General features: G+C 66.8%; 22 protein-coding genes. 8 read left to right on the top strand and 14 right to left on the bottom strand.

Annotated elements, in window-relative coordinates; translation table 11 throughout:
- Positions 1 to 217 precede the first annotated feature (217 nt).
- The 9 genes from alaS to flgB form a co-directional block, all read right to left on the bottom strand.
- Complete coding sequence (alaS, locus tag DRB17_RS16060; RefSeq protein WP_114583245.1) at positions 218 to 2,878, bottom strand: alanine--tRNA ligase; 2,661 nt, start codon at positions 2,876 to 2,878, stop codon at positions 218 to 220.
- Between the two features lie 161 nt (positions 2,879 to 3,039).
- Positions 3,040 to 4,122, bottom strand: coding sequence for a recombinase RecA (gene recA / locus DRB17_RS16055; RefSeq protein ID WP_114583244.1), 1,083 nt, complete (start codon positions 4,120 to 4,122; stop codon positions 3,040 to 3,042).
- Between the two features lie 179 nt (positions 4,123 to 4,301).
- Positions 4,302 to 6,713, bottom strand: coding sequence for a PAS domain S-box protein (locus DRB17_RS16050; RefSeq protein ID WP_161958860.1), 2,412 nt, complete (start codon positions 6,711 to 6,713; stop codon positions 4,302 to 4,304).
- A gap of 114 nt (positions 6,714 to 6,827) precedes the next feature.
- Positions 6,828 to 7,916: a flagellar biosynthesis protein FlhB gene (flhB, locus tag DRB17_RS16045; protein WP_114583242.1), complete on the bottom strand. Its 1,089-nt coding sequence runs from the start codon at positions 7,914 to 7,916 to the stop codon at positions 6,828 to 6,830.
- A 15-nt stretch (positions 7,917 to 7,931) separates the two neighbouring features.
- Positions 7,932 to 8,693: a flagellar biosynthetic protein FliR gene (fliR, locus tag DRB17_RS16040; RefSeq protein WP_114583241.1), complete on the bottom strand. Its 762-nt coding sequence runs from the start codon at positions 8,691 to 8,693 to the stop codon at positions 7,932 to 7,934.
- 6 nt (positions 8,694 to 8,699) lie between these two features.
- Positions 8,700 to 8,966, bottom strand: coding sequence for a flagellar biosynthesis protein FliQ (fliQ, locus tag DRB17_RS16035; RefSeq protein WP_114583240.1), 267 nt, complete (start codon positions 8,964 to 8,966; stop codon positions 8,700 to 8,702).
- A gap of 58 nt (positions 8,967 to 9,024) precedes the next feature.
- Positions 9,025 to 9,345, bottom strand: a complete 321-nt coding sequence (fliE, locus tag DRB17_RS16030; RefSeq protein WP_114583239.1) for a flagellar hook-basal body complex protein FliE — start codon at positions 9,343 to 9,345, stop codon at positions 9,025 to 9,027.
- Between the two features lie 107 nt (positions 9,346 to 9,452).
- Complete coding sequence (gene flgC, locus DRB17_RS16025; protein ID WP_114583238.1) at positions 9,453 to 9,860, bottom strand: flagellar basal body rod protein FlgC; 408 nt, start codon at positions 9,858 to 9,860, stop codon at positions 9,453 to 9,455.
- 24 nt (positions 9,861 to 9,884) lie between these two features.
- Entirely contained in the window at positions 9,885 to 10,292 is a 408-nt protein-coding gene (gene flgB, locus DRB17_RS16020) for a flagellar basal body rod protein FlgB (protein ID WP_161958859.1), read from the bottom strand.
- 181 nt (positions 10,293 to 10,473) lie between these two features.
- Here flgB and csrA point away from each other — a divergent pair, with 181 nt between their 5' ends.
- Entirely contained in the window at positions 10,474 to 10,773 is a 300-nt protein-coding gene (gene csrA, locus DRB17_RS16015; protein ID WP_114583236.1) for a carbon storage regulator CsrA, read from the top strand.
- A gap of 28 nt (positions 10,774 to 10,801) precedes the next feature.
- Here csrA and infA read toward each other — a convergent pair whose 3' ends face one another.
- A complete protein-coding gene (gene infA / locus DRB17_RS16010) occupies positions 10,802 to 11,077 on the bottom strand; it encodes a translation initiation factor IF-1 (protein WP_114583235.1) in 276 nt (91 codons plus the stop codon).
- 594 nt (positions 11,078 to 11,671) lie between these two features.
- Here infA and pabB point away from each other — a divergent pair.
- From pabB to spt, 6 genes are all read left to right on the top strand, one after another.
- On the top strand, positions 11,672 to 13,099 hold the full coding sequence (gene pabB / locus DRB17_RS16005) for an aminodeoxychorismate synthase component I (protein WP_161958858.1): 1,428 nt from the start codon (positions 11,672 to 11,674) through the stop codon (positions 13,097 to 13,099).
- Positions 13,083 to 13,901 carry an aminotransferase class IV gene (locus DRB17_RS16000; RefSeq protein WP_114583233.1) on the top strand — a complete coding sequence of 273 codons (819 nt, stop codon included), beginning with the start codon at positions 13,083 to 13,085 and terminating at the stop codon, positions 13,899 to 13,901. The genes pabB and DRB17_RS16000 overlap by 17 nt, the downstream gene beginning before the upstream one ends.
- Before the next feature lie 444 nt (positions 13,902 to 14,345).
- The gene (locus DRB17_RS15995) at positions 14,346 to 16,205 is read left to right on the top strand and encodes an AMP-binding protein (protein ID WP_241503869.1); all 1,860 of its coding nucleotides are present in this window, start codon (positions 14,346 to 14,348) and stop codon (positions 16,203 to 16,205) included.
- A gap of 7 nt (positions 16,206 to 16,212) precedes the next feature.
- Positions 16,213 to 17,139: an NAD-dependent epimerase/dehydratase family protein gene (locus tag DRB17_RS15990; protein ID WP_114583231.1), complete on the top strand. Its 927-nt coding sequence runs from the start codon at positions 16,213 to 16,215 to the stop codon at positions 17,137 to 17,139.
- A gap of 31 nt (positions 17,140 to 17,170) precedes the next feature.
- Positions 17,171 to 17,446 (top strand): acyl carrier protein, encoded by a 276-nt coding sequence (locus DRB17_RS15985; RefSeq protein WP_114583230.1) that lies wholly within the window; start codon positions 17,171 to 17,173, stop codon positions 17,444 to 17,446.
- Positions 17,447 to 17,454: 8 nt separating this feature from the next.
- Positions 17,455 to 18,672 carry a serine palmitoyltransferase gene (gene spt, locus DRB17_RS15980; protein WP_114583229.1) on the top strand — a complete coding sequence of 406 codons (1,218 nt, stop codon included), beginning with the start codon at positions 17,455 to 17,457 and terminating at the stop codon, positions 18,670 to 18,672.
- Between the two features lie 7 nt (positions 18,673 to 18,679).
- On the opposite strand, the gene DRB17_RS15975 is transcribed toward spt, so the two are convergent.
- The 3 genes from DRB17_RS15975 to DRB17_RS15965 are packed head-to-tail and all read right to left on the bottom strand — an operon-like array spanning position 18,680 to position 21,808.
- On the bottom strand, positions 18,680 to 19,627 hold the full coding sequence (locus DRB17_RS15975) for a hypothetical protein (RefSeq protein ID WP_114583228.1): 948 nt from the start codon (positions 19,625 to 19,627) through the stop codon (positions 18,680 to 18,682).
- 19 nt (positions 19,628 to 19,646) lie between these two features.
- Positions 19,647 to 20,612 (bottom strand): diacylglycerol/lipid kinase family protein, encoded by a 966-nt coding sequence (locus DRB17_RS15970; protein ID WP_161958857.1) that lies wholly within the window; start codon positions 20,610 to 20,612, stop codon positions 19,647 to 19,649.
- On the bottom strand, positions 20,591 to 21,808 hold the full coding sequence (locus tag DRB17_RS15965) for a CDP-alcohol phosphatidyltransferase family protein (RefSeq protein ID WP_241503868.1): 1,218 nt from the start codon (positions 21,806 to 21,808) through the stop codon (positions 20,591 to 20,593). Before DRB17_RS15965 ends, DRB17_RS15970 begins: the two co-directional genes overlap by 22 nt.
- On the opposite strand from DRB17_RS15965, the gene DRB17_RS15960 reads away from it, so the two are divergent.
- The gene (locus DRB17_RS15960) at positions 21,789 to 22,730 is read left to right on the top strand and encodes a metallophosphoesterase family protein (protein WP_114583226.1); all 942 of its coding nucleotides are present in this window, start codon (positions 21,789 to 21,791) and stop codon (positions 22,728 to 22,730) included. The genes DRB17_RS15965 and DRB17_RS15960 overlap by 20 nt on opposite strands.
- On the opposite strand, the gene DRB17_RS15955 is transcribed toward DRB17_RS15960, so the two are convergent.
- Positions 22,693 to 24,999 carry a molybdopterin-dependent oxidoreductase gene (locus tag DRB17_RS15955; protein WP_114583225.1) on the bottom strand — a complete coding sequence of 769 codons (2,307 nt, stop codon included), beginning with the start codon at positions 24,997 to 24,999 and terminating at the stop codon, positions 22,693 to 22,695. The two genes, DRB17_RS15960 and DRB17_RS15955, sit on opposite strands and share 38 nt — an antisense overlap.
- Between the last annotated feature and the right edge of the window lie 253 nt (positions 25,000 to 25,252).

Genomic DNA, 25,252 nt, shown 5'->3' with positions numbered 1-25,252 from the left:
CCCTGGCTCTCTCGTACGGAACCATCGTTTTCATCCGGCGCGAAACTCACGCCGTTTGGGAAGGAAGTCACGCCGCTCACGAACTGTCAATGAGGGCGCGCAAAAGTGATTCGTTCGGTTACCTGAACGATGTGGTTGGTGCCGCCCATAATCACGTGGCGCGCTAGAGCTCGCAGCCCGAGGCCAGCACTTGCACCCTCGATCCGCCGAATGGACGTCAGGCGGCGGCACTCTCCGACAGGGCCGACTCGATGGCCGCCACCGCCGCATTGCCGGCCTCTGGATCCGAACCGCCCGCCTGTGCCATGTCGGCACGGCCGCCGCCGCCCTTGCCGCCCAGCGCCTGCGCGCCGATACGCACGAGATCTACCGCGCTCACCCGCTCGGTCAGGTCGTCCGTGACGCCCACAACGATGGATGCCTTGCCGTCCCAGGAAGTCGTAATCGCCACGACGCCCGAGCCGATCCGCTTCTTCATCTCGTCGGCCATCGGCTTCAGATCCTTCGGCGGCACGTCCGCAAGGACCCGGCAGGCGAAATTGACGCCGCCAACATCGCGCGTTTCCGTCTCGGCGCCGCTGCCGGCCCCCGTGGCGAGCTTCTTGCGCGTTTCAGCAAGGTCCTTCTCCAGGCGCTTGCGCTCGTCCAGAAGCTGGTTGAGCCGCGTCTGAAGTTCGCCCGGTGTCGTCCGCAACGCGGCCGCCGCGCCCTTGAGGGTCGTCTCCTCTTCGCGCACGAAATCCTCGGCCGCGCGATGCGCGACAGCCTCGATCCGGCGCACGCCGGCGGCCAGTCCCTCCTCGCGCACGATCTTGAAGAAGCCGATGTCGCCTGTGCGCCGCACGTGCGTACCGCCGCAAAGCTCGACGGAGTAGGGCTTGTTCGCGCCCTCCTCCACTCCACCCATGGAAACGACCCGCACCTCCTCGCCGTACTTCTCGCCGAACAGGGCCAGGGCGCCGGCCTCGATGGCCTCGTCCTTGGTCATGAAGCGCGTCGTGACCTCGGTATTGCCCCGGATCCGCGCGTTCACCGCCGTCTCGACGTCCCGAAGGTCCGTCTCGCTGAGCGGCTTCGGCTGACTGATATCGAAACGCAGGCGGTCAGGGGCCACCAGCGAGCCTTTCTGCGTCACATGCTCGCCCAGCCGCCGGCGCAGCGCCTCGTGCAGCAGATGGGTAGCCGAGTGGTGCGCCCGCAGCCGCGAGCGCCGCTCCGCATCGATCTGTAGATGCAGGCTTTCGCCAACCCTCAGGGTGCCGCTTTCCACCTTGGCGGCGTGGACGTGCAGGTCGCCGACCTTCTTCTGCGTGTCCGTCACCGAAAGCGTGGCGTCCGCCCCCGTCATCGTGCCGGTATCGCCGACCTGGCCGCCGGATTCGCCATAAAATGGCGTCTGGTTCAGCACCACGTGAACCTGCTCGCCGGCAGCGACCTCCTGAACCTCCTGTCCATCCTTGACGATGGCCAGCACGTGCCCGTCGGCGACATCGTTCTCATATCCCAGGAACTCCGTGGCGCCGAGCCGGTCGCGCAGGTCCAGCCAGATCTTTTCGTACGCCGCCTCGCCCGAGCCGGCCCAGGCCTTACGCGCGGCCGCACGCTGCCGCTCCATTGCCGCTTCGAACCCCTGCTCATCGAGGCCGAGGTCCTGGCCGCGCAGGATGTCGCGCGTGAGATCGAGCGGGAAGCCGTAGGTGTCGTACAGCTTGAACGCCACCTCGCCGGGCAGGGTACCGCCCTTGCCCAGCCGGTCCGTCTCGTCCCCAAGCAGCTTCAGCCCGCGGTCCAGCGTCTCCTGGAAGCGGCCCTCCTCCATCTTCAGGGTCTCGGTGATCAACGCCTCGGCCCGTCGCAGTTCCGAGAAGTGGCCGCTCATCTCGTTGACCAGCTCGGGCACAAGGCGCCACATCATCGGCTCGCGCACGCCCAGCTTGTGCACATGCCGCATCGCCCGGCGCATGATCCGGCGCAGGACGTAACCGCGCCCCTCGTTCGAGGGCAGCACGCCGTCGGCCATCAGGAAGGCCGTCGCGCGCAGGTGGTCGGCGATAACCTTGTGCGAGGCGCGATGGTCGCCGTCCGGATCCACGCCCGACAACTCGCCCGAGGCCTCCATCAAGCGCCGGAAGAGATCGATGTCGTAATTGTCGTGTTTGCCCTGCAGGACCGCGGCGATACGCTCCAGCCCCATGCCGGTATCAATGGAAGGCCGCGGCAGATCGACCTTCTTTCCCGGCTCGGGCTGGTCGTACTGCATGAACACGAGGTTCCAGATCTCGATGAAACGGTCGCCGTCCTCGTCCGGGCTGCCCGGCGGGCCGCCCGGCACGTCCGGGCCGTGATCGTAGAAGATCTCGGAACAGGGGCCGCACGGCCCGGTATCGCCCATCGCCCAGAAATTGTCCGACGTGCCGATCCGGATGATCCGGTCGTCCGGCAGACCGGCCACTTTTTTCCACAGATTGTAGGCGTCGTCGTCCTCGGCATACACGGTCGCGAGCAACCGCTCCTTTGGCAGTCCGAACTCCTGCGTCACCAAGAGCCAGGCCAGCTCGATCGCACGCTCCTTGAAGTAATCCCCGAACGAGAAGTTGCCGAGCATCTCGAAGAAGGTGTGGTGGCGGGCCGTGTAGCCGACATTCTCCAGATCGTTGTGCTTACCGCCGGCGCGCACGCACTTCTGGGAGGTCGCCGCGCGGCTGTAGGGACGATGCTCCTGACCCGTGAAGACGTTCTTGAACTGGACCATCCCGGCGTTGGTGAACAGCAACGTCGGATCGTTGCGCGGCACCAGCGGGGAGGACGGCACCACCTCGTGATCGTGCCTGCGGAAATATTCAAGAAACTGGCTGCGAATATCGTTCGTGCTGAGCATGGCCGATCCCTACGCCTGCGCGCGGCCCAAACACAACGGACCCGCGCGGCGTATGTAGCCACGCGCCGCCACGCTGTCCACCCATGAGGCGGCGACCGGACAGTCGCCGGCGCGGCAATGCCGTCCGCCGACCACCCGGCCATGGCCCTTTGCAGAGCGTACTACTTCTCGTTGTCGTCCTGGTCCGGCGTGTCGGGGCCCTCCAGCATATTGGAGGCGACAAGGCCGGCATTCTCGCGGATCTTGCCCTCGATCTCCGAGGCGATCTGCGTATTTTCCTTGAGGAACCTCTTGGCGTTCTCGCGCCCCTGCCCGATCCGCTGGCCGTTGTAGGAGAACCAGGCGCCCGCCTTTTCGACAATCCCCGCGGACACGCCCAGATCCAGCAACTCGCCGGTCTTGGACACGCCCTCGCCGTACATGATGTCGAATTCCACCGTTCGGAACGGCGGCGCCATCTTGTTCTTGACCACTTTCACCTTGGTCTGGTTGCCGACCACGGTGTCCCGGTCCTTGATCGATCCGATCCGGCGGATGTCGAGTCGCACCGAGCTGTAGAACTTCAGCGCGTTGCCACCGGTCGTGGTTTCCGGGCTGCCGAACATCACGCCGATCTTCATCCGGATCTGGTTGATGAAGATCACCATGCAGTGCGAGCGCGATATCGAACTGGTCAGCTTGCGAAGGGCCTGGCTCATCAACCGTGCCTGCAGGCCCGGCTGGGAATCGCCCATCTCGCCTTCCAGTTCCGCCCGCGGCACAAGGGCCGCCACGGAGTCGATCACCAGCACGTCGATGGCGCCCGAGCGCACCAGCGTGTCGGCGATCTCCAGCGCCTGCTCGCCGGCGTCGGGCTGCGAGATCAGCAACTCCTCGACGTTGCAGCCGAGCTTCTTCGCATAGCTGGGATCGAGCGCGTGCTCCGCGTCGATGAAGGCACAGGTGCCCGCGGCGCGCTGCGCCTCCGCCACGACATGCAAGGCAAGCGTGGTCTTGCCGGACGACTCGGGCCCATAGATTTCTACCACGCGGCCGCGTGGTAGCCCGCCGATCCCCAGCGCGATGTCGAGGCCGAGCGAGCCGGTGGACACCGTCTCGACGTCGACGTTCTGCTGGTCCGCGCCAAGGCGCATGATCGAGCCCTTGCCGAAGGCCCTTTCGATCTGGCCTAGCGCGGCGTCCAGCGCTTTCTGCCTGTCTCCGGTCTTACGATCTGCCAAACTGAGTACATTCTGCTGCGACATCGAAAAGCGGCCCCTCTTATCACACAGCCGGTACGGCCACTGCAACGCGTCTGTTCACCGACGCGACCACCCTTTTTGTACCTGAAATGTTCCGGTACGCCAAGGCCAAAAGATCAAAACCGGAACAGCCCGCCGCGACTCGGCATCGTTCCTTGACCCCGGCCGTGTGGACCCGAGCCCTATGCGCCGGGCTCGTGCAGGACTTCCTTCACTGTTCCGGCAAGCTGCTTGAGACTGAACGGCTTCGCCAGGAAATGTACGCCGCTGTCGTCGTCCAGATGCTTGCGGAACGATCCCTCCGTATAGCCCGAGATAAAGATCACCTTCAGGCTCGGGCGACTCTCGCGAACGCGTTTCACCAGTGTCGGGCCGTCCACCTGCGGCATCACGACATCGGTAATCAAAAGGTCCACCGGATCCGATTCGTCCTTCAGCATCTCCAGGGCCTGCTCCCCCGAACCGGCCTCCAGCACGGTGTAGCCTTTCTTGCGCAGGGCCCGCGCGGAGAACGAACGCACCGCGTCCTCGTCCTCGACGAGCAGCAGCGTCCCCATGCCCGTGAGATCGCGCGCCTGCTGCGACTCCACGTCTCTCGCGGCGGCCTCTGAATGGCTTTCACGATGGCGGGGCAGGAAAATCTGGAAAGTGGTTCCCTCCCCGACCGCGCTGTCGACCAGGATGAAGCCCCCGGTCTGCTTGACGATGCCATAGACCGTCGACAACCCCAGCCCCGTGCCCGCACCGAGTTCCTTCGTCGAGAAGAACGGCTCGAAGATGCGGTCGAGGTTTTCCCTGGGAATGCCGCAACCGCTGTCGGCGATTTCGATCAGCACGTAGTCGCCGGGGGGAACCGTCTCGCCCTCGCGCTTGATCGGCTTCTCCAGGACGGAGTTGCGCGTCTGGATCGCCAGCCGGCCGCCTGTCTCAATCATCGCGTCGCGGGCATTGACGGCGAGGTTGATGATGACCTGCTCCAACTGCCCCTGATCCACTTTGACCGGGTGAAGGTCCCGGCCGTGGCTGATCTCCAGCTCGATGTTCTCGCCGATCAACCGGCGCAGCAAATGCATCAGTTCGGCCAGGACATCAGTCACCGAAAGCACCGTCGGGCGCAGCGTCTGCTGCCGCGAGAACGCAAGAAGCTGGCGCACCAGGTTGGCGGCGCGGTTGGCATTCTGCTTCACCTGCATCAGGTCGGCGAACGACTGATCGCCGGGGCGATGGCGCAGCAGAAGCAGGTCGCAGAAACCGATCATCGCCGTCAGCAGGTTGTTGAAATCGTGCGCGATACCGCCGGCAAGCTGGCCCACCGCCTGCATCTTCTGCGACTGGGCGAACTGCTCCTCCAAATTCTTCTGCTCGGTCGTGTCGATCAGGTGGACCACGCCGCCCTTCTGACCGTCGGATTCGTCCAGGGCAGTGGCGAAGAGCGCGCACACGATGCCGCCATCCGTGACCCGGACTTCCGCCGGACTCTCCACCTCGCCGCTCAGGGTGGCGGCGACGTTGTCGCGGTCCTGCTCGCGGACCAGGTCCGTCAGGCGTTGGCCGACCAGCGCGTGCGGCGCCTGCTGCAACGTGCGGGCGAAGGCGGCGTTGCACTCGCTGACGCAGCCTTCCCCGTCGACCAGCGCGATGCCGACCGGGGCTTTCTCGAAGAACCGCCGGAAGCGGCGCTCCGAACGTTCCAACGCCTCGGCGATGGCGCGCTCCTGGGTAAGGTTGCGCACGACCGAGCGGGTGGAGATAGCGCCGCCCTCGCCGGGAACGACCTCCTGGGTCACGTGCGCCTCGAATCCATGGCCGGATGGGCCGTGCATCTCGACCTCGCCATGCGCCGTCTGCCCTTCCCGCGCGCGCCAGTCGGGAAACGGGCAGAACGCCGGCGCCCCGGCCTCGCCCGCCGCTTCGACGATGTCGTGCAGGCGCAGCTTACCCGACGTCAGCCGCTCCGTCGCAACACCGAGCCAACCCGCCAGCGTGCTGTTGGCAAACAGGAAGCACCCGTCCTGGTCGACCGAGTAGAAGCCGATCGGCGCGTGCTCCAGCAAGTCGATGAATCGCGCCTGCTCGTCCTCCAGCACATCCTGTATCTGGCGGCGTGCGGTGATGTCCTCGGCGGACCAGAGGACGACGCCGGCCCGCTCCCGCATGGGCTGGGCGCGAACGTCCAGCCAGATACGCTCACCCCCGCCCCGGGCACCCCCGCCCCGGGTCAGCGGGACCTCTGCATGTCCGCTACCACCGGCTGCGGCCCGCTCGGCAAGCCTGCGGACTTCTTCCCCGGCTTCGCGGCCGTTCGCCCGGCGCTCGACGACGTCCGGCATCGCGCTGCCGTCGTCCGTCAGGTGGTCCCGAAAGGCGCGATTGGTTCGAAGCGGCGTGCCGTCGGCGTCGACCACTTGGCGCGGATGCGGGATCGAATCGAAGGAGTCCTGGAACAGACCGAGCGCCCGCCGGCTGCGCATCAGTCCCACCGCGAGGATGCTGACCACCACCGCAAGCGTCACGACCAGAACCCACGGAACGACGATCGACGAGGTCGCCTGTGTCGCGGCATGAGCCGGTGACGCCGCTGGCACGCTCGCCACCGCCGCCGCCCGCGCGGCCGCCGCAACAAAATCGAATGTGGAACGGCACCACCTCATAACGGTCGCTTTTACCACTTCGTGGACAGGCCTGTCTCCCGCCATGCCTGCCGACGTTCAGGGCCGAGCCGCGCCGCCGGGCATCTTGCCCTTCAGGCGCATGACATAGCCGATGATCTCCGCGACCGCCTTGAAGTGCTCGGGCGGGATCTCCTGGTCGATCTCCACCGACGCGTGGAGCGCGCGGGCCAGCGGCGGGTTCTCGACGACGGGGACGTCGTTCTCCTCGGCGATTTCGCGAATCCGTTGGGCCACGAGGTCGGTGCCCTTCGCCACCACCTTCGGCGCCGCCATCTCGCCATGCCTGTATGTCAGGGCGAGAGCGTAGTGCGTCGGATTGGCGACCACCACATCGGCCTCGGGCACCGCCGACATCATCCGCTTGCGCGACTTTTCCATGCGAAGCTGGCGCAGCCGCTGCTTCACCTGCGGGTCGCCCTCGGTCTGCTTGTACTCGTCCTTCACCTCCTGGCGCGACATCCGCATCTGCTTGTGGTGCTGGTATTTCTGGAAGGCGAAGTCGAGGGTGGCGACCACCGTCATCACCGAGAGCACCGCCACGATCACCTTCAGACCCAGCCAGCGCAACGTCTCCAGCAACTCGACGACGCCAAGTTCGGTCATCCGGGGAATTCGGTCACGCTCGGGCCAGACCAGCAGGAAGATCACCGTGGCGACGATGGTGAGCTTCAGGATTCCCTTGGCGAACTCCATGATGGAGCGCAAGGAGAACAGGCGCTTGGCGCCCTTGATTAGCGAGATTTTCTCCAGCTTCGGCTTGAGCTGTTCGGCCGTCACAAGGAAGCCGGTCTGCAGGAAGCCCGCCGCCAGCGCGGCAAGGATGGTGACCAGGATCGGCAGCGCAAGGGCGGCGGCGATGCCAAGAAAAGTCTCGATCAGCAGGTCGCCCAGGCCGCCGCCCGTCGCCGGCAGGCTATGCGCCTTGGCGATGAACGGGTACAGCGCGTCGGCAATGCCCTGGGCGGTGTAGGGCGCGAAGATCGCGAGCATCAGACCGAAAGCCAGGATGATGAACCAGTGGTTGACCTCCTGCGACTTCGCGATCTGACCTTTCTCGCGGGCCTGCTGTAGTTTTCGTTCTGTCGGTTCTTCTGTTTTTTGGCTGTCGTCCTGTTCCTCGGCCATGCCCGCCTCCCGTTCTCACCCCGACGTGAAGGGGATGAAGGTGTCCTCGAAGGCGCCCATGAACCACGCCATCGCGACCGGCAGCGAAACCATCAGCAGCGATATACCGAGCGCGATCTGCAGCGGCATGCCGACGAAGAAAATCTGCACCTGCGGCATCAGGCGACCAAGCAGCCCCATGCCGAGGTAGAGGACCAAGCCCACTACCATGAACGGCGCGCCAAGCTGGATGCCCACCAGGAAGGCCCGCGCCACGGTATCCGTCATGAGTTGCGAGAAGTCGCCCACGGGCGGCAGGTCGCCCGGCGGAAAGATCGCATAGCTGTCGACCACCGCCCCGATCAGCAGGTGATGCAAGTTCAACGCGAAGATCAGCACAAGCGCGGTGACGTTGAGAAACGACCCGGCGATGGAGCCCTGCTGCTGCGCGGCCGGATCGTTCACAAGCGCATTCGCCAGCGCCGACATATAGGCCATCACCATGCCGGCCACGACCAGCGCCGACATCATCACCTTGGCGAGGGCGCCCAGGAAAAAGCCGATGAACAGCTCGCCGGCCAGCAGCACGAACAGCACGGCCACGGACTCGGGCTGGCCCGGAAGCACCGGCGACAGCACGGGCGTCACCGCCAGCGCCAGCAGCAAGGCGAACAGCAACCGGGCCCGGGGGGAGACGTAAGGGTCGCCGATTCCCGGCATCTGCATCATTGCCGCGCCAACCCGCACGAACACCAGAAGCACGGCGAACAGGCTGGCGGGCAAGACCTCCTGCAGCATGGCCGCCTATCCCAGGCCGATGATCTTGTCAGCCAGCTCCTCGGCAAAGGCGGTCAGCGTGTTCACCATGTACGGCGCCATCACCGCGATCGCGACCATGATCGCGAAGATCTTGGGCACGAACGACAGCGTCATTTCCTGCATCTGCGTCAGCGCCTGTATCAACGCGATGATCAGGCCCACCAGCAGCCCCGCCAGCATGATCGGGCCCCCGACCTTCAGCATCACGAAGACGGCGTCGCGGCCGACCTCGATGATTTCCGTCTCGTTCATGGTTGATTTCCGGCCTTCGCCTGCCGCGCCCGCCGTGCCTTGCCGGCGTTCATCACGCCTAGATCGGCATGCGCAGGATGTCCTGGTAGGCCTGTACCGCGCGGTCGCGCAGCGTGACGACGGTCTGCAACGTCATCTCCGCCTGCGACATGGCCATTACGACGTCATTGATGTCGGCCTTGCCCGCCGCCGCCGCCAGCGACTGCGTCTCGGCCGTGCGAAGCGTGCCGATGGCATCCCCGGCGGACTCTCGCAGCACTTTGGCGAAGTCCTGCCCGCCGGTCGCCTCACTCTCGCCGGAAGACTGGGAATCGGCCGGCCGCGCCTGCTGGGCGACGCGGTTGTACGCGGCTAGAGCCTCGGAATACGACACCGTCATTCGACAGTCTCTCCCGTTGCAAACGGCGGCTTCCGCCGCCGCGACCGTCCTGGCCTATCCCGACACGCCGGCCGTTCACCTTCGGCCGGCGGATACTTGCGCGCCGCCTACTGCAGGATGGAGATGGTTCCCTGCAGCATGGAGCGCGAGGCTTCGATGACTTTGAGATTGGCCTCGTAGCTGCGCTGTGCTTCGCGCATGTCGGCCATCTCGATCAGGCTGTTCACGTTTGGGGTACGGACGTAGCCGTCCTGGTCCGCCGCCGGGTGACCCGGGCGGTATTCCCGGCCGAACGGCGAGCGGTCCTGCGCCACGTCCTTGATGCGCACCTGGTTCACGCCAAGTTCGTCGTTCATGACGTTCTCGAAGGTGACCGTCTTGCGCCTGTAAGGGTCCTCGTCCGGGGTCTGGGCAATCGAATCGGCGTTGGCCATGTTCTCGGCAAGGACACGCAGGCGCGTGCCCTGCGACTTCATGCCGGCGGCGGCAATATGCAGCGTCTTCGACAGGTCCATCGCGCCGTGCTCCGCTCAATACCCCTAGCTGCCGCGGCCCACCGCGGTCTTAAACATCTGCAGGTGCTTGCGGTACAGATTGGTCATCGTCTGATAGCGCATCTGCGTGTCCGCAACCTTGACCATCTGCTCTTCCAGCACGACCGCATTGCCGGAGGGCGCCGTCTCGTATCGCCCCTTCGACTCCTCCGCCTCCGGCTCGCGCCGGGGCGGGATCGAGGCGTCGACGTGCCGCTCGTGCGTCACCGTCGGCGCCATCGGTTTCAGTGCACGGCGCAGCGCGCCCTGGAACGAGGCCTCCTTCAAATCCTGAGGCGCATAGCCGGGCGTATCGGCGTTGGCGATGTTGTCGGCCAGCACCGTCTGGCGCTGCGACAGCCATCCCATGCGCCGGGAAAGCGCCTCGAATACCGAAATCTTTGCGAATGCCATCACGCCCCGCGGTCGTCTGGTCGGATCCGACGAAGCCAAGTCTTCGATAACGAAGGTGCGGCGCGCCTTGTTAAGAACTGGTAAAGGCGGATACATTACAGCGACACACCGATGAAGTCCGGCGGCTTTCAAGCTGCCGCCCGCTGGCCGGGAGCGGGCTTCGAGGGGGGATAGACCGGCGATGCTTTACCTGACCCGCAAAATCGGCGAGTCGGTCGTTATCAACGACGATATCGAAGTGACCGTCGTCGATATCCGCGGCAAGTCGATCAAGCTCGGCTTCACCTTCCCGTCGGACGCAAGCGTGCTCCGGCGCGAGATTCACGAGCGTATCCAGGCGGAAAACCGCGCCGCTGCCGAGGGTGTCGAGGCGATTGCCGAAGCGCTGGGCGGCAAGACCCCGGAAAGCAATGGCTACGACGGCGAGCCTCCGTCCGGCGGCGATCCCCCCGGCGACGGGGATTCGCGCGGCGAGGATTAGTGCCTGGCCACCCCCGATGCGCGCGTCGTTACCGGCGGCGCGTGGGAGGCCGGCGCCGATGGCCGCCGCCGGGGCCACTGCGTTCGTCCTTGTGGCGATAGTTGATCCGACCCTTGGTGAGGTCGTATGGCGTCATCTCGACGGTGACACGGTCGCCCGCGACGATACGAATGCGGAACTTCTTCATCTTGCCGGCCGCATAGGCGGTGACGCCGTGGCCGTTGTCCAGAGTCACGCGATAGTGCGCGTCGGCGAGCACCTCGTCGACCACGCCGTCCATTTCGATCAGATCTTCCTTGGCCATGCGGTTCCTTTCCATTCAGCGTGATTGCGTGGCATTCGCCGCATCCACGGCTCATGCGCCCCAGTCAGTTCGCAAGAGGCCGGAGGCGGCAACCGCCGACGGTCGCTTACGCGGATCGAATCGATTGCCGGGCGGAAAGACTTGCGGCCGGACTTGAGCCGGCCGAACGGTATCGTTCAGTGCTGTCAGGCACCGGGTCCAACGGACCCGTCACGGAAGGAAGCGTCTACCGCGATACGCCATTTGCGGCGCCGATACGAGCCACCCAACGGGCTTCAGGGCGAAAGTCCAAAGGCCCCCGATCCCGGAGCCCAGGTCCGCCCAAAGCTAATCGCTGGCCAGGAACATGGGCGTTCGCCGCCGGCATGGCAAGCTTTATCGCCTGGGCTCAATGCGTCTTCACGTCGCTGCGGAAGGTTTTCGACGCCGCCCATGTGCTGTCCCCGACATGAACGACAAACCATAATGTGGCGTTCGATGGCACGATGTTGCCCAGGGCAAAGGCGAGAGCGCGCCACCGCTGGACAAAGCCGGTCGGGAGGGCGAATGTCCGGCAACCCGCCGCCCCGAAGCGGCGAAATTCGCGAGGAGGGCATGCAACCCAACGTTCCGCTGGCCGAGGAGATTGCCTGCCGCGACGCCATTGCGCTGGCCGGCGGCGCCACGGGCAGTCTCAGCCCCTGGACGCTGCTGTTCGACAGCGCGGCGCCGGACGATCCGCGCGGCCGCTACTCCTATCTGTGCCTGGACCCGGTGGAGCGGCTGGCCGTTCCGGCCGAGGCGGTGCGCGAACCGGGCGACGGGATGCCGCCGGCGCCGCTGGAGTGGCTGTCACGCCGACTGGCTGGCTGGCCGCAGTTGCGGCGCCCCGACCTGCCGCCGTTCCAGGGCGGCGCCGCCGGGCTGCTGAGCTACGAGTTCGGCGGCTGGCTGGAGTGCCTTCCCACGCCGCACATGGAGGGTGCCCCGCACCCTCTCGTGGCCCTTGGCATCTACGACGTCGTGGTTGCCATCGATCACGTGGCCGACCGCGCCTGGATCGTTTCGACGGGTTATCCCGAAAGTGATCCCGCCCGGCGGAGCGCCCGCGCCCGAGAGCGGCTGGAAGCCGTCCGCGTACAGCTCGGAAGCGGTACGCCGAGGTCGGCCGGCACATCCGCCCTTCAGCTCGACTGGCGGAGCGACACGCCACGCACGGCCTATCTCTCCAAGGTGCAGCGGACGATCGACTACATCCATGCCGGCGACGCGTTCCAGGTCAACCTGTCGCGCGAGCTTGTGGCCCCCCGCCCGCGCGGACTGGACGCCTTCGAGCTTTACAGCGACATGCGCCGGCGCACGCAGGCGCCATTCTCGGCCTTCTTCGCCCTGGACGACGACATGGCGGTTTGTTCGTTCTCGCCTGAACGCTTCGTGCAGGTCGGCGCCGAGGGCACGGTGGAAACCCGCCCCATCAAGGGAACGCGTGCGCGCGGGCGCGATGCCGTTTCCGATGCCCGCCTGGCGGCCGAGCTGACGCAGTCCGGCAAGGACCGGGCCGAGAACCTGATGATCGTCGATCTGCTGCGCAACGACCTTGGCCGGGTCTGCCGCATCGGCTCCATCGCCGTGCCGCAGCTTTGCGGACTGGAGAGTTTCGGCGCGGTGCACCACCTCGTCTCCGTCGTGACCGGACGCCTTGGCGAAGGCCGTGGCAGCGTCGACCTCGTGGGCGCCGCCTTCCCCGGCGGCTCCATCACCGGCGCGCCGAAGATCCGGGCGATGGAGATCATCCACGAGCTGGAGGGTCGGCGCCGCGGCCCCTATTGCGGGTCCCTATGCTGGCTGGGCTTCGACGGCAGCATGGACTCCAGCATCCTGATCCGCACCATGGCGGTTGACCGCGCGCATGTGCGCTATGGCGTGGGCGGCGGCATCGTCGCCGACTCCGACCCGGAAGACGAATGGCGCGAAACCGAGGTGAAGGCGGCGGCATTCGTCGGGGTGCCGGAAACCGAAGCAAGCGATGCGCTACTACCTTAACGGCAGTTTGCACGAAGAGGGCACGGCCGCCATCACACCGGACGACCGGGGCCTGACGCTGGGCGACGGCGCCTTCGAGACCATCGCCGTGCGCGGCGGCCAGGCGATGCGTCTGGACTGGCACCTGGAGCGGTTGGCGCATGCGCTTAGCGTCCTCGCGTTTCCGGCCCGGCCCGGCCACGAGGACCTGGAAGCGGCGGTGACAGCGGCGGTCCAGGGGAATGCGCTGGATGCCGGTGTTGTCCGCCTGACCGTGACCCGCGGTCCGGGCGCGCGAGGCCTGCGGCTTCCTGCCGAGACGCGCCCGAACGTCCTTGCGACGGCAAGCGAGGGTCTGCCGCCGATGCATCCCATTCGCCTGCTTGTCAGTCAAAGAGTGCGACGGAACGAGCAGTCGCCACTGTCCGGCATCAAGTCCATAAGTTATTTGGATAATGTGCTGGCCCGGATCGAGGCCGAAGCGGCCGGCGCCGACGAGGCTCTCCTGCTCAACACCCAAGGCCGTGTCGCCGAGGCCGCGACGGCCAACGTCTTCGCCGTGATCGGCGGTGCCGTGGTGACGCCCCCGGTCGGCGAGGGTTGCCTGCCGGGCATCGCCCGGCGTGCGCTGATGGAGCCGCTGGCGGTCGAGGAGCGCCGGCTGCAACAGGACGACCTGTTGGCGGCGAATGAGGTTTTCCTGACCTCAAGCCTCGGCGCGCGATCCGTCAGCACGATCGATAGCCGCCCGATCGGCCAGAAAACGGAGGTCGCCGTCGCCGGGAAGGCGCAAGCGATCCTGTGCGAAACAGAGGCCGGATAACGGCTCTTTCGGCCCGTTCTTCCCCGTCAACGGCGCCATCCCCCCGCGCATGTCCGCGGCGAGTCTCGCCCACGTCATCATCACGATTGCTGGAGGTAGCAATCGCGGCCCTCGTCCATTAAATAGAGGCAGGGCATTATCGCGGGTCGGCTCGGACCGATATGACATCAAGCAAACAAGTCACCCTGACGTCAGGGGCTTTAAGGTTTTGCGAAACTCTGTTACTCGAATGGGCGGCTAACGCGGGCGCGCGTGAGGACTCCGTAGTGAGGGTGGCGATGCTGTCTCGATCCGGTGAAGGAGCGGTTCGCCGCAACGGCGCCGTTCCCGCTAGAGACCAATAGGCGGAGCAATCGACGGCAATCCATGATAGGCGCGACACGGGAGGTCCGGACTGGAAGCGATGGGGCGCGTCGCTCCGGTTCCGATGAGCCGACACCTTCAATGAACACGGACCTGCCGTTCCGCGCGGCCGAGTTCAATAGTCTCACCGAGGCATTGGACTATGCCACCAAGGGCGAGACCGGCATTAACTTCTACACTTCGCGGGGCCGGCTGGAACATGTCGTTCCATACGCGAAGCTGCGCGAGCGCGCACGCGAACTGGCGCGCCGGCTCCTGGGCCTGGGGCTCTCGCGAGGCGACCGCGTGGCCATCGTCGCCGACATGCACCCCGATTTCGTCATTAGCTTCTTTGCGTGTCAGTATGCCGGCCTGCTCGCGGTTCCCCTGCCGGTCCCGACCAGCCTTGGCGGCCGTCAAGGATACGAGGAACAGCTTTCGCGCGTAATGAAAACCTCCGGCGCCCGCGTCGCCCTGGGACCGGAGGCTCTCTTGAACCAGTTGCGACGCGCGGCGGACGGGCTGGAGATGACGCTGATCGCCAGCACGCCGGAGTTGGCCGGGATGCCGCCGGCGGCGCAGGCCTTGCAGCCGTTGGGGCCCGACGAAGAGAGTCACGTGCAGTATTCCTCAGGCAGCACGCGCCATCCGCTGGGCATTCTGATCGATCAGAAGGCGCTGATGGCCAACGCGGCAAGCGTCGCCCGTCACGGGCTTGAGATTCGCCCTGGCGACCGCGCGGCATCCTGGCTGCCCTTCTACCACGACATGGGCCTGATCGGCTTCATGATCATTCCAATCACCGCCCAGGTGACAATCGACTATATCCAGACCGACGGTTTCGCCCGGCGGCCTTTACAGTGGCTGCAGATCATTTCCGACAACCGCTGCTCCCTGTCGTTCAGCCCGACGTTCGGCTACGAGCTTTGTGCGCGGCGCGCGGCCAGTGCCAAGGAAGTCGATCTGGACCTGTCCTGCTGGCGCGTCGCCGGCATCGGCGGCGAAATGGTGCGCGCCGAGACCCTGGCCGACTTCGCCACCACCTTCGCGCCGTACGGCTTCAAGCCGGGCGCGCTGGTACCCAGTTACGGCCTTGCCGAATCGACGCTTGCCTTCAGCTTTGCCCCTCTCGGGCTCGGTGTGACCGTGGACCGCGTCGACAAGGAAACCCTTGTCGCGACGGGCGTGGCCGAGCCGGCCAACGGCGTGCGCAACGGCAACGGACACACCGGCAATGGCCATTCGAGCGGAAACGGCCATTCAAACGGCAATGGCGGCGCGAACGGCCATCATCGCCACGCGCGGGAGATCCGCGCCTTCGCCACCTGCGGCCAACCCTTGCCGGGCCACGAGGTCGAGGTGCGCGACGACGACGGCAATGCGCTGCCGGAACGCCATGTCGGCCGCATCTGCATCAAGGGGCCCAGCCTGATGTCCGGCTACTACCGCGCGCCCGAGGCAACCAAGAGCGCGATGGCGGATGGCGAGTGGCTGGACACGGGCGACATGGGCTATCTGACCAGGGGCACGCTCGTTATTACGGGCCGGCGCAAGGATCTGGTCATCGTCAACGGCCGCAACATCTGGCCGCAAGACCTGGAATGGCACGCCGAACAGAAGGTCGACGAGCTGCGCAGCCGGGATACCGCTGCCTTTTCGGTCGAGGGTCCCGACGGCAAGGAGGTTCCGGTCATCCTGGTGCAGTGTCGTAGCCAGGGCGCGGAAACCCGTGAACGCCTGCGCAGCGAGGTGCATTCCGCCATCTTTCGCAACGCCGGCATCGACTGCCGCGTTATCCTCATACCGCCGCGCAGCCTGCCCTTCACGACATCCGGCAAGCTCAGCCGGGCGAAGGCCAAGCAGGCCTATCTTGCCGGCGCGTTCGAGGAAGAGGACGCCGGGCGGGGTGTCGTCGCGAACGGGGCGGAAAGCCGGGAGCAGGACGTCAAGGCATCGTACTGAGGCCGCCATGCTAGTCGCCGTCACCGGTGCATCGGGTTTCGTGGGCGCACGCCTTGTCGGCCGCCTTCTGGACGCGGGCCGGGATGTGCGCGTGCTGCGCCACCGCGGCTCGGTTGCCTTCGCCGATGACGTCGAGATCGTCGATGGCGGCCTGGACGATGCGAGGGCGCTACACCGCCTTACGAATGGTGCGGACGCCGTCGTTCATGTCGGCGGCCTGGTGGCGGCGCGCCGCGAAGCCGACTTTCATCGAGTCAATACCGAGGGCACGCGCCGGCTGGCCGAAGCGGCGGCGGCGGCCGGTGTCAGCCGCTTCCTGCTGATCTCCAGCCTGGCCGCGCGCCAGCCGGATATCTCTGCCTATGCCGCGAGCAAACGGGCGGCGGAAGCCGCCGTAGCGGAGCAGCCGGACCTTGCCTGGGATGCGCTGCGCCCGCCGGCAATCTACGGGCCGGGCGACCGGCAGGTGCTGATTTTCTTCCAGCTTCTGAAGCGTGGCATCGGCCTGCTGCCGGCCGGCGAGGCGGCGAGGGTTTCGCTGATCCACGTGGACGATCTGGTGGAGGCGGTGTTGTCGTGGCTGGCCGCTTCCGGCGCGAGTGGAAGCGTCTATGAGCTTGCGGACAGCGAGAATCGCGGCTACACGTGGCGCGCCTTAATCGACGCGGCCGCGCGCGAGTTGACAGTGGAGCCACGCTACATATCTCCTTCTCCAGCGTTATTGCGCTTTGTGGGGCACGTTTCACGGCTGTGGGGCAGGATCGGCGGGGGCGTCCCGTTCCTCACGCCCGATAAGGTTCGGGAGTTACGCCACAGCGATTGGGTCTGCCGCGACGACCGCTTTCGGCGGCTGACCGGATGGCGGCCGCAGATTCCGCTGGGCGAAGGCTTGCGCGAGACGGTGACGTGGTATCGAGCCCGGGGCTGGCTGTAACCCCCCGGGCAGCAGGACGAGGGGGCGACCCATGGCAGAGGCCGAGGAACTGCGCACGGTTCCGACATACCAGGATATCCTCGATACGGTTTGCGAGGAGCTGAACAAGGTCAGCGCGAGCGATATCGAATTGAGCGAAAGCACCGATATCACCACCGACCTCAATGTCGACTCCGTGGCTGTCATGGACTTGCTCTTCGCGCTGGAGGAGCACTACGACATCTCCGTTCCGCTGAATGAGCTGGGCGAGATCCGCACCGTCGGCCAGCTCGCCCGGCTGGTTCAGCAGATGGCCGTGAAGAGCTAGGCGCGCCCATGGCGGACCTGTTCGACAAGTTCCAGTACATCCGCCAAGCCCATGCACAGATGGTCGAGGCGGCAGGCGGTGACCCCCTGGGCGTGCGGGTCGAGCGCATTCTTTCGCCGACCGAGGCCGAGGTGGGCGGACGGCGCTGCGTTCTGTTGGGCTCCAACAACTACCTTGGCCTGACGTTCGATCCGGATGCCATCGAGGCTGCCTGCGCCGCCTTGCGCACCTCCGGCACCGGCACGACGGGTTCGCGCGTCGCCAACGGCAGCTATGCCAGCCACCAGGATCTGGAACGCCAGCTTGCCGGGTTCTTCGGGCGCCGGCACGCCATCCTGTTCACCACCGGCTATCAGGCCAACGTCGGCTTCCTGTCGGCCATTGCCGGCAAGGACGACACCATCCTCATCGACTCCGACAGCCACGCCAGCATCTATGACGGCTGCAAGCTTGGCGACGCCACGGTCCTGCGCTTCAAGCACAACGACGCTGCGGACCTGGAGCGGCGCCTGCGGCGGCTGCCCGCGGGCTCGAACAAGCTCGTCGTGCTGGAAGGCATCTATTCGATGCTGGGCGACCGCGCACCGCTGGCCGATCTGGTGGCCGCGGCGAAAGCGCACGACGCCTACATCCTGCTGGACGAGGCGCACTCGCTGGGCGTGCTTGGCGAAGGCGGGCGCGGCCTGGCGGCGGAGGTCGGTGTCGAGGACCAGATCGATTTCCTGATCGGCACTTTCTCGAAAAGCGTCGGCACCATCGGCGGTTTCTGCGTATCCAACCACCCGGAGCTGGAGGCCGTGCGGCTGGCAGCGCGGGCGTACCTCTTCACGGCCTCGCTGCCGCCGTCGATCGTGGCCTCGGCAAGCGCCACGCTGGAACGTATCCGCACCGACGCCAGCCTGCGCGAGCGCCTGTGGCGCAACACCGACATCGTTTATGACGGCCTCAAGGACCTTGGCTATACCGTCGGCCCGGACAAGACGCCAGTGATCGGCGTCAAGATGCCGGATGCCGAGGTCGGGCTTGTCGTGTGGCACACGCTGATGCAGCACGGCGTCTACGTGAACCTGGCCCTGCCGCCCGCGACCCCGCAGGGGACGTGCCTGCTGCGCTGCTCGGTCTGCGCGGCGCATACGCGCGAACAACTTCAGACTGTCCTGGACGGCTTCGAGGCGGCACGCGCCGTGCTGGCGGATCAGGGGGCCAAGGTCCGCGCGGCCGAATAGACTCCGCTCAGCGGAAGCCGCCCCGGCGATACAGCTCCCACAACAGTGGCCATCCGCCGATCAGCGGATGCCGCCGCTGGAAATCGTTCGGCTCGACGCGGACCCCGCTGTGCCGCTCGATCTTCCACAGGACGTAGTCAACGCCGCCCTCGAAGGTGAAGGCCGCCTTCATCAACCGCAGCAACACGACAACCTTGCCGCGCAGCCGCCGCCACGGCCGCATGGCGCGCGCCAGATGCTTTTGCGGCGCCGGCATTGCCATCCTTATCCGGTCGTCAGCTTCGACTTGGGCCGGGAAACCGGTCAGCGGCACGGCAAGCCGCGTCCGTGCCGCGAACGCGTCCGGCGCAGCATCGATAACCGCGTCCGGCCGGCCGGCGCGCTCGCTGCGCAGTTCCTGGGCATAGGTTTCCGCCAGCCCCGCCCGCCAGACCTCGCGGAAGCCCGCCTCTCCCTCACCGACAAGCGGAAGACTCCGCCGGTGGAACGTGACGACGGCGTCGGCCAGAGCCGCGACCACGGTCTCCCGCGCTCTCTCGTCGCGGGCATGCACCAGCCGGCACGGCTGTGCGAAACGCGCCCAGATCTGGGGCGTGGCGGCGTGCCCGGCTGCGGCACGCGCAAACTGGTCGAGGCGCATCACGGCGCATTTGGAGCGCAGCACCCGCTCGCCCCGGCGCGCCTCGATGTAATAGACGTTCGGCGGCAAGACGCGCGCAAGCCACGCCGGCAGCCGCCGTGCGTCGAAATCCTGGTAATCGTCCACCAGCACGTAAAAATCCCAGACCCGGTCGGTCGAGGCACCTTGCCAGAGGCCGGAGCCGTACAGCAGCACGGCCGCAATCCCGCCGCCCCGCGCGCGTATCACCTCGACCAGCGCGGCCGCATCGCCGTCGACGGGCCGCGCCACCTCGGCTGTGATCAACTCGGTCAGGGCTTCCCGTTCGCCTGCCATGTGCCGGTTCCAGCCGTCCTCAAGCCAGTACGAAGCGCACCGGGGGCGCCGCATCCAGCATGATCGGCGTGCCCTTCGGTGCCTCGAACAACTCGCCGTCCAGCGTATAGCCCGCCCCGCAGCACACCGCCAGCCGCTCGCCGCGCGCCCGCCACAGGCCGCCGCCGCGATCCGCGCCGCGCCCGCGCACGAAGGCGGGCAGCCGCAGCCACAGGCGGCGGTAGGGCCATGTCAGCCCCGCCACGCCGAACCCACCGTCCGGCGACACGGGTCGCAGGCCGAGAAGCAGCCGGTCCAGCGTCGTCGCCACCATCAGCACGGTCTCGGCCTCGTGCCAGGCGCCGCCGTCAAGAGACCACGACAAGGGCTCCGGATGCAGTACGGGATCGTTCGCGATATGCCCCGTCGCCAGCCGCAGCATCGTCCAGATCAGCGACAGGCTATCGCCCACAGGCCCAGCCAGCCCGCGCGTATGCAGGCGCTGCCGGGTCATCCGGATGGCGCGGGGAACCGCCGCCGTACCGAAAAAGAATCCGTAGGTCGCCTCGCCAGCATCGCCGCGACGCACCGCAATGGCCCGTCGGCTTCGGATGAGCCGGTCGGGCACGGCCTCCTGGCAGGCGGAAATCAACCTTGAAAGCGCATTGGCCGGCTTTCCGGACAGGCCGACATCGTCGTGCACCATGTTCGTGGTGCCGCCGCGCAGCAGGGCGATGGCCGGCTCCCGCTCGAAGATATGGCGATTGCGCATAGCGGTCAGCGCCGCGTCGAGCGTCCCATCCCCGCCGTTTATCGCCAGGATCTCGACACCCCGGGCGGCGAAAGACTTTAGCGCGCCTTCCAGTTCGTCCAGCTCGCCGGTTGCGACATGCAATAGACCGTGGGCATCCGCGACCGCGCCCACCTGCTCCAGGTGGTCGTGGCTACCACCGCTGCGGCGATTGCTGAGAACCGCCAGACGCGTCACGTGGCCGACCGCAGCCACGAGGCAATTCGCACGCCCCGCGCTTTCGCTATTTCGGCCTGTAGGATCTGCACGAGGTGAACGCCGTCGGACAATACGGTCCAGGCCGCCACGGCAATCAGGCCCAGATCGGGCCGGCCAAGCAGCCATGCCAGCGTCAGCATGACCATGTTCGGGTTGCGCCGCGCTGTGATCAGGCGGAACACGGAATCGAACCGCCGCCAGATATGCACCTCAAGGCCGAAACGCCGGCTGAAGTATCCTTCGCACAGCCGCCCCAGGATATAGCCACCGAAGATCACGACCATCAGCGGGGTCAGCGAACCGGCCGGCAAGCCGAGGCCGACCTGCGACAGGCCGATGCCCCAGGCCAGATACCAGAACGGTGGGTGGACAAGGTCGATGCCGTGGTCGAAGACGTTTCCCAACGGCGAAGACGTCATCGTGACCCGCGCCAGCTTGCCGTCCACGGTATCGAGGAAGGTCATGATCCACGCCGCCAGCAGGCCCCAACCATAGTCCCCGCGCCAGAACAGCCACAGCGCCAGCAGCATGAGCACCGCGCCCACCGAGGTCACGGCATTCGGCCGCAAGCCCAGCCTGACGCACAACCGCGTCGCCCACATGGCCGGGACCGGCCAGACGTACTTGGTTATCGCGTCGGTCACGCCCTTGTACGCGCCCATGTACATACGCCGCTCGACCATCCGTACGTCGCCCGCCACAGGCAGGCAGTACGGCGTCTCCCGCTTGCGCAGACGCCCGCGAAAGGCCTGGCCGACGGTCTCGGGGGAAACCCTGGAGACACCCTGCGGAACTTCACCCTTGCCGCCGAGCCAATCGGCCGCCGCCGGGGCCGAGGCGGCGTCGACATGCGCGCCCAGCGGTTCCTCGCCGCTTGCCGCCGTGCGCGCCATCGCGATTCCGGGCCGCGCGATCACACCGTCCAGGACCGAGTCATCGTAGACCACGTCGCCACGCAGCAGAACGACTGTGCCTGTCTCAGGCCAGGGATCGCCCTGGGAGAGCACCCGATCCACGGGCAGTTTGGCCAGCGCACGGCGCAGCCGTTCAGCCGGGCTCAAGCCCCAGACGCGCGGGGCATCGGGCGCCGGGAGGATATATACGGCCGGCGGCTTGACATCGCCGCCGGGGGTCATCGAATGTCCGGCGTCCATCTCCAATCCGGCATCCGGCATGTTCACCTTCGCACACATTTCCGATCTTCATATTGCGCCCCTGCCCGCGGCGACGCCTTGGGCGCTGGCGAGTAAGCGCTTGCTTGGGTACTTGTCCTGGCACAGCAAACGCAAGGCCCAACATCGCGCCGAGGTGCTGGTCGCCTTGCGCGATGACCTGAAAGCGGCCGCACCGGACCACATCTGCGTGACCGGCGATCTCACCAACATCGCCCTGCCGCGCGAATTCGCCGCGGCCGCCGAATGGCTGGCGACGCTGGGCGATCCGGACAAGCTGAGCGTGGTGCCCGGCAACCACGACGCTTACGTCAAGGTGGCACCAAGGCACGGACTGGACCTCTGGGATTCCTGGATGGCGAGCGACGACGGTGCGGCCGGTTTCCCGTTCGTCCGCCGGCGCGGCGCTGTGGCCTTCGTGGGCGCGTCCAGCGCGGTGCCCACCGCCCCGTTCATGGCGACGGGCCGGCTTGGCCCGGCACAGCGAACGCGCCTGCGGACTGTCCTGACCAAACTTGGCCAGGAGGGCCTGTACCGCGTGGTCCTGATCCATCATCCCCCGCAGACGGGCGCCGTGCGGAGCCGCCACCGGCTGAGCGACGCCGGGGCGGTGCGTCAGGTTCTGAAGACGGCGGGGGCGGAGTTGGTGCTGCACGGTCACGCCCACCGGCCACTGGGCGCCACGCTGCCGGGACCGGGCGGCGCGGAAATCCCGGTGCTGGGCGTGGGCTCCGCCTCCTCGGCCGGGTTGCACGGCCGCACGGCGGGCCACTACCACCTGTTCAGGCTGGACATTGCCGGCGGCACCCGGCGCCTGAGGGTCGAGCACCGCCACTTCGACCGCGCATCGGGCCGCTTCATTGCCGGGCACAGGCACGACGTCCCCGGTAACGACGGCGCCGCCGTCACCGCCGCGCTATCGGCGGGGGCTGGAGTGCCGTGACCGGCGGCGGCGTGCCGTCGTAGCGCTCCACCTCGACAAGACAACTGTGCGCGCTCGGGCCCTGCGCCAGCGAAGAGGTCCCGGCATCGCGGGTCAGTACGTTGGGATTGCCGTGCTTCTCCAGCGCACCCGGACGCCCCGGCTCCTCGGGATCGAACTGCGCCCCGGTCGGCAGCACGACAACCCCCCGGCGCACCCGGTCGCTGAGGCGCGCACCGGCCAGGCATGCGCCGCGATCGTTGTAGATGCGCACCACGTCGCCCTCGCCGATGCCGCGCGCCGCCGCGTCCTCTGGGTGCAGCGTCACGGCCTCGCGTCCCGCCACCTTCGACTCCAGGCTGACCGATCCATGGTCGTACTGGCTGTGCAGACGCGTTGCCGGCTGGTTCGACATCAGGTGCAGCGGATAGATCTCGGCCAGTTGGCTGCCCAGCCACTCGCGGGGCGCGTGCCACGACGGGTGCGGCGGGCAGTCCTCGTATCCGAAGCCGGCGATCCGCTGCGATGAAATCTCGATCCGGCCGGTGGGCGTGGGCAGCGCGTTTGCGTCCGGATCGGTGCGGAACGCATCGAGGAACACCTTGTACGACTGGCCGGGTGTGTCGTCCATGAACTCGATGTGCCCCTGCTCCCAGAAGGTGTCGAAGTCCGGCATCTCGTTGAACTTGCGCCGCCAGCCGTCATAGAGGTGGCGGAGCCATTCGTCCGCCGTCCGCCCCTCGGTGAAGGAATCGCCCACCCCCAGCCGTTCGGCCAGCCCGGCGAAGATGTCGTAGTCGTTCCTGGCCTGGGCCATCGGCGGAATCGCCTGCTTCATGGCGATCAGAAAGCTATCCTCTGACGAACCGCCGAAGTCGTTGCGTTCCAGCGGCGTCGTCGCCGGAAACACGATATCGGCGTGCCGCGCGGCCCCCGACCAGAAGGGGTCGTTGACCACGACTGTCTCCGGCCGCTTCCAGGCCGCGACGAGGCGGTTCAGGTCCTGATGATGATGAAACGGATTGCCGCCGGCCCAGTACACCAAGCGGATGTCGGGATAGGTCCGCCGCTGGCCGTCATAATCGAATTGCTCGCCCGGCTTCTCCAGCATATCGGTGATGCGGGCCACGGGGATGAAGCTGTCGACCGGGTTGGCCAGACGCGGCAGGGCCGGCAGCTTGACGCGCCTGACGCCATTCCCCACGCCGCCGGCCGAGCTGTAGCCCAGCGTGACGCCGCCACCCGGCAGCCCGATCTGCCCCAGCACCGCCGCCAACGCGATGCCGGCCCAGATCGTCTGCTCGCCGTACTCGGCGCGCTGCATGGACCAGCTCAGGTTCACCATGGTCCGCTTCGCCGCCATCTCGCGGGCCAGTGCCCGGATGTCGTCGGCGTTCAGACTACAGATCGCGGCTGCCCAGTCGGCATCCTTCGCCTGACCGTCGCTCTCGCCCATCAGGTAGGCGCGGTATTGCTCGTATCCGGCCGTGCAGCGCTTTAAAAACCCGGGGTCGTGCAGCCCCTCGGCGATCAGGGTATGCGACAGCGCCAGCATCAGCGCCGTATCGCTGTTCGGCCTGGGCGCCCACCATTCGGCCTCCAGCGCCGGGTCGGTGTCGTCGGCGATCGGCGAGATGCTGACGAATCGGCAGCCGTTGCCCCGGGCCGCGTTCAGCCATTCGCGCACGACGTGGCGCCCCTGCCCGCCGGATTGAATCTGCGCGTTCTTGAGGGCCAAGCCGCCGAAGGCGATGAACAACTCCGTATGCTCGGCGACGACGGGCAGAGAGGTGGAGGCGCGCTTCACTTGCTCGTAGGGAAAACCGAAGACATGCGGCACGATCACTTCGGTTGCCGCATGGGAATAGGTGTTGACGGACGCGGTGTATCCGCCGATGGCATTCATGAATCGATGCACTTGGCTTTGCGCGTGATGGAAGCGCCCGGCACTGGCCCAGCCGTAGGAGCCGGCGAAGATCGCCTGGTTGCCGTGTTCCCCGCGCACCCGCTCCAGCTCGCCGGCCACGAGGTCCAGCGCTTCGTCCCAGTCGACCGGAACGAAGGGCTCGCCGCCGCGCCGCTCGCGCGAAGCCGGGCCCTCTTCAAGCCAACCCTTGCGCACCATCGGCTGTGTGACGCGCAGAGGGTGATCGGCCTCGACCAGCGAACGGCCGATGGGCGACGGATCCTTGTCCTCCGCCCACGGCGTCACACCGGCGAGGCGGCCGTCCTCCGTCTCGACGTCGTAGACCCCCCAGTGCATCAGCGTTCGGCTGCGCTTGCGCGTCATCGAAGTTCTCCTGTCAGGCTGCAGCGCAGGCGTTGCGCCCTGTCATGCGAATAATACGTCGCGTAAGTTGCATGTTTTCCGTGCCGACACACAGATAAAGCATCATCGCGGCGAATGCACGAGCGACAGGCCACGCATCGGTGAGCGCCCGTTGAGATGACGGTGATTTGACAGCGCTCGTACGTCCGCTTAGGTAAGAGCTTGGTTGAGCGCCGCGTCGTCGCAGGACGGGGCGTTCGGGACAAGAGTCGCA

Source organism: Ferruginivarius sediminum, from assembly GCF_003344765.1.
Classification (GTDB): Bacteria; Pseudomonadota; Alphaproteobacteria; order Kiloniellales; family Rhodovibrionaceae; genus Ferruginivarius; species Ferruginivarius sediminum.
This window is presented reverse-complemented; position numbering and strand designations above follow the sequence as displayed.